Source organism: Xanthomonas sp. SHU 308 (assembly GCF_000364645.1).
Lineage (GTDB): Bacteria > Pseudomonadota > Gammaproteobacteria > Xanthomonadales > Xanthomonadaceae > Xanthomonas_A > Xanthomonas_A sontii.
Window position 1 is genome coordinate 1 of the sequence record NZ_AQOK01000805.1, and the last position, 8,472, is coordinate 8,472.

At 69.5% G+C, this 8,472-nt stretch carries 8 protein-coding genes and 1 pseudogene; 4 read left to right on the forward strand and 5 right to left on the reverse strand.

The genetic code is table 11. The annotated features are described in order from the left end of the window. Positions 1-297: HAD-IA family hydrolase (locus tag D588_RS0121210; protein WP_017917423.1), on the forward strand; the 297-nt coding region annotated here is incomplete at its 5' end. 65 nt (positions 298-362) lie between these two features. Here the strand turns inward: D588_RS0121210 and D588_RS0121215 are convergent. Further along, positions 363-1,115: a hypothetical protein gene (locus D588_RS0121215; RefSeq protein ID WP_017917424.1), complete on the reverse strand. Its 753-nt coding sequence runs from the start codon at positions 1,113-1,115 to the stop codon at positions 363-365. 164 nt (positions 1,116-1,279) lie between these two features. On the opposite strand from D588_RS0121215, the gene D588_RS0121220 reads away from it, so the two are divergent. Then, positions 1,280-2,566, forward strand: coding sequence for an O-acetylhomoserine aminocarboxypropyltransferase/cysteine synthase family protein (locus tag D588_RS0121220; RefSeq protein ID WP_017917425.1), 1,287 nt, complete (start codon positions 1,280-1,282; stop codon positions 2,564-2,566). 25 nt (positions 2,567-2,591) lie between these two features. Here the strand turns inward: D588_RS0121220 and D588_RS0121225 are convergent, their stop codons facing one another. After that, a complete protein-coding gene (locus tag D588_RS0121225; protein ID WP_232764344.1) occupies positions 2,592-3,386 on the reverse strand; it encodes a helix-turn-helix transcriptional regulator in 795 nt (264 codons plus the stop codon). 66 nt (positions 3,387-3,452) lie between these two features. Here D588_RS0121225 and D588_RS0121230 point away from each other — a divergent pair, with 66 nt between their 5' ends. Both D588_RS0121230 and D588_RS25790 read left to right on the forward strand, forming a co-directional pair. Further along, entirely contained in the window at positions 3,453-4,700 is a 1,248-nt protein-coding gene (locus tag D588_RS0121230; protein WP_017917427.1) for an MFS transporter, read from the forward strand. 102 nt (positions 4,701-4,802) lie between these two features. Next, positions 4,803-5,900 carry a sterol desaturase family protein gene (locus tag D588_RS25790; protein WP_051067900.1) on the forward strand — a complete coding sequence of 366 codons (1,098 nt, stop codon included), beginning with the start codon at positions 4,803-4,805 and terminating at the stop codon, positions 5,898-5,900. 321 nt (positions 5,901-6,221) lie between these two features. On the opposite strand, the pseudogene D588_RS28815 reads toward D588_RS25790, so the two are convergent. The 3 genes and pseudogenes from D588_RS28815 to D588_RS0121250 all read right to left on the reverse strand — a co-directional run. Beyond that, positions 6,222-6,559, reverse strand: a pseudogene (locus tag D588_RS28815) (PsiF family protein). A 54-nt stretch (positions 6,560-6,613) separates the two neighbouring features. Continuing rightward, positions 6,614-7,867 (reverse strand): type III PLP-dependent enzyme, encoded by a 1,254-nt coding sequence (locus D588_RS0121245; protein ID WP_017917431.1) that lies wholly within the window; start codon positions 7,865-7,867, stop codon positions 6,614-6,616. Then, on the reverse strand, positions 7,864-8,472 hold a 609-nt coding region (locus tag D588_RS0121250), incomplete at its 5' end, for a ferric iron reductase (protein ID WP_017917432.1). The genes D588_RS0121245 and D588_RS0121250, both read right to left, overlap by 4 nt.

An 8,472-nucleotide genomic window follows, 5' to 3' on the forward strand; every position in this document is an offset into this window, starting at 1 on the left:
GTGCTGCTGAGCAACGCCACCTCGCGCCTGTCGCACGATCTGCAGGCGCTCGGCATCGCCGACGCGTTCGATGCGGTGGTGAATTCGAGCGAGGTCGGCGCGATCAAGCCGGAGCCGGCAATCTTCCTGCATGCGCTGACACAACTACGGATGGCCGCGGACGAGGTGTTGTTCGTCGATGACACGGCGGTCCATGTCGAAGCGGCACGCGCCCTGGGCCTGCGCGCCGAGCGTTATGTGGACGCAGTAGCCTTGCGTGCCTGGCTGCTCGTCCATGGCGCGCTCGGCGACGACTGAGCTTGCATGCCGGGACTGGATCGGCGCGCCAGGGTCGGCGTTCCCGCCTGCGGCAGTGCGTGCGCCTACTTCTCCAGGGACAGCGTGATGCCTGCTACGCAGGCCGCCTCGGGGTGTGCGCGTTGCACGGCGAACGTACCTTGCAGGGTGGCCCCCACGGCAAGCTTGTCGCGCTGGAAACTGGCGCCGACGCCAAAGTCGGTATCGGCGTATTGCGGTGGTGGCGGCTCGACAGCGAAGTACTCTTTCGAGAATCCGGTGGCGGCCAGCCTGTCGGCCAGTTGCCCTAGCCGCAGCGGGCAGGCGTCGCCCATGTCGCGATAGCGGTAGCCGAGCCCGCTGCCCGCAGCCACGGGCGCATCTTCCTTGGAACTGATGGAAAGCGAGAGCGAGGCCCGGTCGGGCAAGTACTTCGCTTCGACCTCTTGCGTGAACGCCATGCCGGCGGCGTCGACGAAAGCAGCGAAGACGTTGCCGACCGGTGGCCGCGGCGAGGGATTCCACGGTTCGGCATACGGCGGCGGCAGCATGCCGGGGAAAAAATCCAGGTCGAACCGATCGCAGAGATGGCGCAAGGTCAACGCCGCCTCGTCGCCAGCGATCACCGCGTCGAGCACGCCGAGGTAGCGTTGCATCATGACGTGCGCGGGCACGCTGGAATCCTGTTCGGGATCGGCCAGATAGCGCTGGTGCTGCGCCTCGCAAGTGTAGGGCTGGCTCCACTGTTCCATCGCATAGGACGGCGGCGGCGCGGCCCGCGCGAACGCTGGCAGGGCGAAGAGCAGCAGCGGAATCGAGCGGATGGCGGCGCGTTGCATCGGGTGAGCATCCCGGCGGGCTGGCCGGCCCATCATACCGGGTGCCCGCGCGCCGTCCGCACCGGGTGGGCTGACAACCCGGCGTCATGGCCTCATAACCGCGGGTTTGCATTCGCTGCCACGCAGGGCGCTATCGTCTCGGCTCCTCTTGCCGAGATCCGTCCATGTCCGACCCGAACTGGAAGCTGGAAACCATCGCCGTGCACGGCGGCTACCGTCCCGATCCGACCACCCGCGCGGTGGCGGTGCCGATCTACCAGACCGTGGCCTATGCCTTCGACGACACCCAGCACGGCGCCGACCTGTTCGACCTGAAAGTGCAGGGCAACATCTACAGCCGCATCATGAACCCCACCACCGACGTGCTGGAGCAGCGCATCGCCGCGCTGGAAGGCGGCATCGGCGCGCTGGCGGTGGCCTCCGGTCAGGCGGCGGTGACCTATGCCATCCAGACCATCGCCGAGGCCGGCGACAACATCGTTTCCTCCAGCGCGCTGTACGGCGGCACCTACAACCTGTTCGCGCATACGCTGCCGCTGTCCGGCATCCAGACCCGCTTCGCCGACTATCGCGATCCCGGCGCCTTCGCCGGACTGATCGACGAGCGCACCAAGGCGATCTTCGTCGAGTCGATCGGCAACCCGCGCGGCAATGTCACCGACCTGGAAGCGGTGGCCGCCATCGCCCACGCCCACGGCGTGCCGCTGATCGTCGACAACACCGTGCCCACGCCATACCTGCTGCGGCCGTTCGACTTCGGCGCCGACATCGTGGTGCATTCGCTGACCAAGTACCTGGGCGGCCACGGCACCAGCCTGGGCGGGGCGATCGTCGATTCCGGGCGCTTCCCGTGGGCGGCGCACGCGCAGCGCTTCCGCCGCCTCAACGAGCCGGACGTGAGCTACCACGGCGTGGTCTACACCGAGGCGCTGGGCGAGGCCGCCTACATCGGCCGCGCGCGGGTGGTGCCGCTGCGCAACACCGGCGCGGCGCTGTCGCCGTTCAACGCGTTCCAGATCCTGCAGGGCATCGAGACGTTGCCGCTGCGCATGGACCGGATCAACCAGAACACGCTGGCGCTGGCGCGGCACCTGCAGGGCGAGGCCAAGGTGGAGTGGGTCAACTACGCCGGCCTGCCGGACCATCCCGAGCACGCGCTGGCGCAAAAGTACCTGCGCGGCCACGGCTCCGGCGTGCTGACCTTCGGCCTGCGCGGCGGCCGCGCCGCCGGCGCGCGCTTCCTCGATGCGCTGCAACTGTTCACCCGCCTGGTCAACATCGGCGACGCCAAGTCGCTGGCCACGCATCCGGCGTCCACCACGCATCGCCAGCTCTCGCCCGAGGAGTTGCAGCGCAGCGGCGTCAGCGAGGATACGGTGCGGCTGTCGGTGGGCATCGAGCACATCGACGACCTGCTCGCCGACCTGCAGCAGGCCCTGGCGCAGGCCTGAGCTACGCCGCGGGCTGCACGCGTGCTCAGCGGAAGAACTGGCTCGGCGGCTGCCCGAACTGGCGCTTGAACATGGCGGTGAACGCGCTGGGGCTGTCGTAGCCCAGCTCCACCGCCACGTCGATGATGCGGTCGCCGGCGGCCAGCCGTTCGAGCCCGCGCAGCAGGCGCAGTTGCTGGCGCCACTGGCCGAAGCGCATCTGCAGTTCGCGTTGGCACAGGCGCTGGATGGTCTTGACGTCCACGCCTAGTTCCGTGGCCCAGGCATGCAGGGTGGTGGCATCGGCCGGGTCGGCGTCGAGCGCGGCGGCGATGCGCAGCAGGCGCGGATCGCGCGGCTGCGGCAGGTACAGCGGCAGCGCCGGCAGGGCATGCAGTTCGTCCAGGATCAGCCGCATCAGCCGCCCGTCGCGCGAGTCGGCGGCGTGGTCCCAGGGGATCTCCGCGGCGCTGCGGATCAGTGCTTCCAGCAGCGGCTCCACCGCCATCACCGTCGGCGTGTCTGGCATGCCGGCGATGGCGGCGGGGCGGATGTACAGGCTGCGCATGCGCAGGACGCCGATCCAGCGCACGCTGTGCTCGGTGCCGGCGGGGATCCACAGCGCGCGCGTGCTCGGCACCACCCAGTGGCCCTGGCCCGAGCGCACCACCATCAGGCCGGATACCGCGTAGATCAACTGATGACGCGCATGCCGGTGCGGGGCGATGGCGCTGTCGGGCGGGTAGTCGACGGCCTTGCACACCACGTCGGCGGGCGCGTCGTCCGCATTGCGGCCGGCGCGCGGCACCAGCATGTCCTTTTTGCGATGGTTGCTGGGCATGTCGCGCAAGAAGGTCGGGGCAGGGCAGCCTACCATGCACGCACTCCCGGCAATGCCTGTCCCGCCATGTCCACGCTGCGCCCTGCCGTGCCCGTCGCTGCCTCTCCCGCCGCTCCCGCCGCTCCCGTCGCCCCGCGCAAGGTCGCGTCCGGCGTTCTGGCCGCGATCACTTCCTCGCACCTGATCAACGACATGATGCAGTCGCTGATCCTGGCGCTGTACCCGGTGCTCAAGGGCCAGTTCCAGCTCAGCTTCGCCCAGGTCGGGCTGATCACTCTCACCTACCAGATCACCGCCTCGCTGTTCCAGCCGCTGATCGGGCTGCGCACCGATCGCCGACCGGCGCCGTATTCGCTGCCGATGGGCATGAGTTCCACGCTGTGCGGGTTGTTGCTGCTGGCCTATGCGCCCAGCTTCGGCATGGTGTTGCTGGCGGCGGCCTTGGTCGGGATCGGCTCGGCGATCTTCCATCCCGAATCCTCGCGCATCGCGCGGCTGGCCTCGGGCGGCCGCCACGGCCTGGCGCAATCGGTGTTCCAGGTCGGCGGCAATACCGGCACCGCGCTGGGGCCGCTGATCGCCGCTGCGGTGATCGTGCCCAACGGCCGCCATAGCGTGGCCTGGTTCGGCGGCGCGGCGTTGCTCGGCATCGCCCTGTTGTCCTACGTCGGGCGCTGGTACGCGCTGCACCTGCAGGCCGCGCGCGCGACGCCGCGGCCGGTCGCGGCGGTGCCGGCGCTGCCGCGCGCCACGGTGGTGCGCATCGTCGGCATCCTGCTGCTGCTGATCTTCTCCAAGTATTTCTACATCGCCGGGCTGAGCAGCTACTACACGTTCTACCTGATCCAGCGCTTCGGCATCTCGGTGCAGAGTGCGCAGCTGCACCTGTTCGCGTTCCTGCTGGCCTCGGCATTGGGCACGTTGATCGGCGGCCCGGTCGGCGACCGCATCGGCCGCAAGCCGGTGATCTGGGTGTCGATCCTGGGCGTGGCGCCGTTCGCGCTGACGCTGCCGCATGTAGGCCTGCATGCGGCCACCGCGTTGACCGTGCTGATCGGCTTCGTGTTGTCCTCGGCGTTCTCGGCGATCCTGGTGTACGCGCAGGAAATGATGCCCGGGCGCATCGGCACCATCTCCGGGCTGTTCTTCGGCTTCGCCTTCGGCATGGGCGGGCTGGGCGCGGCGGTGCTGGGCCTGCTCGCCGACCACCGCGGCATCGTCTTCGTGTACCAGGTGATGTCGTTCCTGCCGCTGCTGGGCATCGTCGCGGCGCTGCTGCCGAGCCGGCGGCCCGACGCCGTCGCGACACACTAGCGCGACCGTGCGTGGCCGGCATCGACCGGCACGGACAGCTTGGCGAAAGCCAGCGGCAGCATGCTGTCGCGCCGGCCGTCGCGCCCCCATCGCCGTCTTCGCATGCCTGTCATCGCCATGGTCTCGTCCGTTGCCCACGCCTGGTCCACGCTGGTCGACCTGGTCGCCAGCCACGCGGTGGCGCCGCTGCTGGCGACGCTGCACCTGACCGGGCTCAGCGACGATCCGCACGACATCGCCGCCTCGCTGCTGGTGGCGGCCCTGCAGTTGTCCATCATCGGCGTGCTGTTCCGGCCGCTGGAGAGCCTGTGGCCGGCCGAGCGCTGGGAGCACCGGCGGCTGGCCCGCATCGACTTCCACTACACCTGGTTGATGTTGATCGGGGTGTTCCCGCTGTTCTCGTTCCTGATCCTGACCCCGGTGGTCAACGCACTGGGCGGCGCCGACCCCAACGCGGCGGCGGCGCCGGAGACCGGCCTGCGCCATGCCTGGCCGTGGCTGGACCAGCATCCGCTGGCGCTGTTCGCGCTGTACTACCTGGCCTACGACTTCACCTACTACTGGATGCACCGGGTGCAGCACTGGATGCCGTGGTGGTGGGCGATGCACAGCATGCACCACAGCCAGCGCCAGCTCAGCTGCTGGGCCAACGACCGCAGCAACTACCTGGACGGCATGCTGCAGTCGTTCGTGCTGGCCGCGGTGGGCATCGCGTTCGGCATCGAGGCCGACGAGTTCGCCTGGCTGATGCTGCTCGGCGAGCTGGTGCAGAACCTGTCGCATGCCAACACCCGGTTCGGCTTCGGTCCGGTGCTCGACAAGATCCTGGTCGATCCGCCGTTCCACCGCCTGCACCACATGTGCGTGGACCCGGAGCGACCGGGGCTGCACAACTGCAACTTCGGCCAGGTGTTCGCGTTCTGGGACGTGCTGTTCGGCACCGCGCTGTACGGCGAGCCGGTGCGGCCGACCGGCGTGGGCGACCCGATGGTGGACCGCGACAACGAGCTGGGCCTGGTGGCGCTGCAGTTGGAAGGGCTCAAGCGCTTCTGGGGTGCGGTGCGGCGCCGCTCAGGATGGACGCCGGGCGAAGTGGCGTTCGGCGAGGACTATGCGCCGATTCCGGTGGATCATGCTGGTTTGCCACTGCATGTCGAGCCGCCTGCGGCTGCGGCTTCTACGCCGGCGTCGAATGGTTGAAGGGCCGGGATTGGAGAGTCGGGATGACCAGCCGTTCGGCTGTGGAAAGCAGGGATTCGTAAGAGCGGTGGCGGTTGGCAATGCCGGTCCTTGCTGGCTTCGCTGGCTGTCGTACCCTCACCCCAACCCCTCTCCCGAGGGGAGAGGGGCTCGGCTTTTCCCTTCTCCCCTTGGGAGAAGGTGCCCCGAAGGGGGCGGATGAGGGTAGGGCGCAGCCTCGTGCCCCCAAACACCGCGAGACGCTACGCGCCGGACCCTCACCCCAACCCCTCTCTCCCACGGGACTTCCTTCGGTCGCCGGGGGAAGAGGGGCTAGTCGGCTTACTGCTTCTTCAGACAACCGCTCATGAAGGTCTTGCGGGCGTCGCCCTTCAGTTTCTGCGTCGCGGCTTGCGCGTTGCAGTCCTTCATCCGCTGCTGGGAGGCGTTGCCCGCCGCCGGGGCGGTGCCGCCGCTGAGGCAGGCCTTTTGCGCGCTCTTGTACTCATCGCCTTTCTTGCCCTTTACTCATCGCCTTTCTTGCCCTTGTTCTGGGCCGAGCACTTGGCCATCAGGGTCTGTTGTGCGGTCTGTGGCTTGGTCGCGGCGGCGGCCAGCAGTGGGGCGGCGGTGAAGCTCAGCAGCAGGCAGGTGGCGGCGAAGCGGGCGGAACGGGTCATGGCGGCAGCTCCGGTTGGATGTGCCGGCAGGGTGCGCCGGCACGGGTGACCGGATCATGACGCGGCGGTGGCCGGGTCGGCAATGCGGCGCTGCGGCATGGCATCGACGGCCTGCGCCGGCCCGTCGAGGAACAGCATCTGCGGTGGTGGATGCATCAGGAACTGCTGGTGCGAGATGTTCCAGGCGTAGGCGCCGGCCAGCGGGAACGCCAGGCAGTCGCCCGGCGCCAGTGCGGCCACCGGCTGGTCGCGGGCCAGTACGTCCTTGGGCGTGCATAGTTGCCCGACCAGGGTCACCCGCGCATCGCGCAGCACCGGTGGCTGGGTGCCGCGCAGCACCAGGAACGGATGGTCGTGGCCTTGCGCGGCAGGCGTGCGGAAATGATGGGTGCCGCCGCGGCCGATGGCGAACTGCGCGCCATGGCTGCGCTTGATGTCCAGCACCTCCATCAGGTACCAGCCGCAGGCGGCGCTGACGTAGCGGCCCGGCTCCAGGCGCAGGCGCAGGCCTTGGCCGTGCGTGCGCAGCAGCGTCGGCAGGCCCGCGCAGAACGCGGCCCAGTCGAACGAGGCCGCCGGATCGGCGTAGTCCACGCCGAAGCCGCCGCCGGCATTCACCGTCAGTGGGCCCAGCGCGTAGGCCTGGCGCCAGCCCTGCACGGTCTGCAGATAGTGCGCGATCAGCCGCAACTGCAGCTGCGCATCGCGCTGGTGCGACAGCAGGTGGAAGTGGAAGCCGTCCAGGCGCAGCCCGCTCGCGCCGCGCAGCACCTGCATCGCGGCATCCAGGTCGTCCACGTCCAGGCCGAACGGCGAGGGTCGCCCGCCCATCACCAGGCGCGTGTCCTGCATGCCCGGTACCACGATGTTCAGGCGCAGGAACACCGACAACGGGCATGTGCGCGACGCGGTGATGCGCGCCAGTCGCTGCAGCTCGCCCAGGCTTTCCACGTGCACGCTGCAGTCGGGCAGGCTGGCGGCCAGCTGCAGTTCGGTATCGAGCTTGCCGGGGCCACCGAACAGCAGCCGGCGGCCCGGCTGGTGCGTGTGCAGCCATTGCAGTTCGCCGCCGGAGGCCGCCTCGAAACCGTCCACCCACGGTGCCAGTGTGCGCAGCACGGGGGGCTCGGCGTTGGCCTTGGCCGCGTAGAACAGCTCGCACTCGGCCGGCAGGTGTGCGCGCAGCATCGCCGCATGCGCCTGCAGCGCCGCCAGGTCGTAGACGTAGGCGCAGACCGGACCGTCGGCCTGCGCGCGCAACTGCGCCAGCGCCGCGTGCAGTGGGGCAGGATCGATGCGCAGGCTCATGCCGCCGCCTGCCGCAACGCGGCGCTGCCGATCGGGTTGGGCAGGAAGCTGTAGTCGGCATGGCGGTCGGCACGTTGCAGCAGGCGCAGGCGCAGGTTGTTCTTGGCCGGCAGCGGCGCGCCGTCGAGCAGGGCCTGCAGTGCCGGTTGCGTGCCGTGGCGCTGCTGCCACGTGCGCGCGATGTCGCCGGCGATCTGCCACAGCTGGCGTTCGCGGCGGTCGTGGCCGTCGGCGAGGTGGAAGATCGCTTCGGCCAGGTTGTTGACCAGCGCGCAGTAGGCGATGCGGTTCCAGCCGCGTTCGGCGCTGTAATACAGCGACTGTCGCGCGGTCTCGGACATGCCGGGCAGGCGTGCGGCCGGCCAGCGCGACGGCAGCAGCTTGGTGCCTTCGAGGTCGCGGATCCACACCTGTGTCGGCAGGCCGTCCTCGCAGCCGATCACGGTGTTCTGCAGGTGTGGCTCCAGCACGATGCCGTAGCCGAACCAGGCGCTCCACACGCCATCCAGCAGCAGTCGCGCATAGGCGCGGAACCAGGCCGTGGTGGCCGCCTCCAGGCTGCTGCCGCTGCGCTGCGCCAGCGTCTGCAGTGCGGCGGCGCAAGC

What these genes read in the sequence shown, in the direction of transcription:
- D588_RS0121225 (WP_232764344.1), bottom strand. Translation starts at nt 3,386, where the DNA reads ATGCCCAGCAACCATCGCAAAAAGGACATGCTGGTGCCGCGCGCCGGC.
- D588_RS0121220 (WP_017917425.1), top strand. Translation starts at nt 1,280, where the DNA reads ATGTCCGACCCGAACTGGAAGCTGGAAACCATCGCCGTGCACGGCGGC.
- D588_RS0121230 (WP_017917427.1), top strand. Translation starts at nt 3,453, where the DNA reads ATGTCCACGCTGCGCCCTGCCGTGCCCGTCGCTGCCTCTCCCGCCGCT.
- D588_RS0121245 (WP_017917431.1), bottom strand. Translation starts at nt 7,867, where the DNA reads ATGAGCCTGCGCATCGATCCTGCCCCACTGCACGCGGCGCTGGCGCAG.
- D588_RS0121215 (WP_017917424.1), bottom strand. Translation starts at nt 1,115, where the DNA reads ATGCAACGCGCCGCCATCCGCTCGATTCCGCTGCTGCTCTTCGCCCTG.
- D588_RS25790 (WP_051067900.1), top strand. Translation starts at nt 4,803, where the DNA reads ATGCCTGTCATCGCCATGGTCTCGTCCGTTGCCCACGCCTGGTCCACG.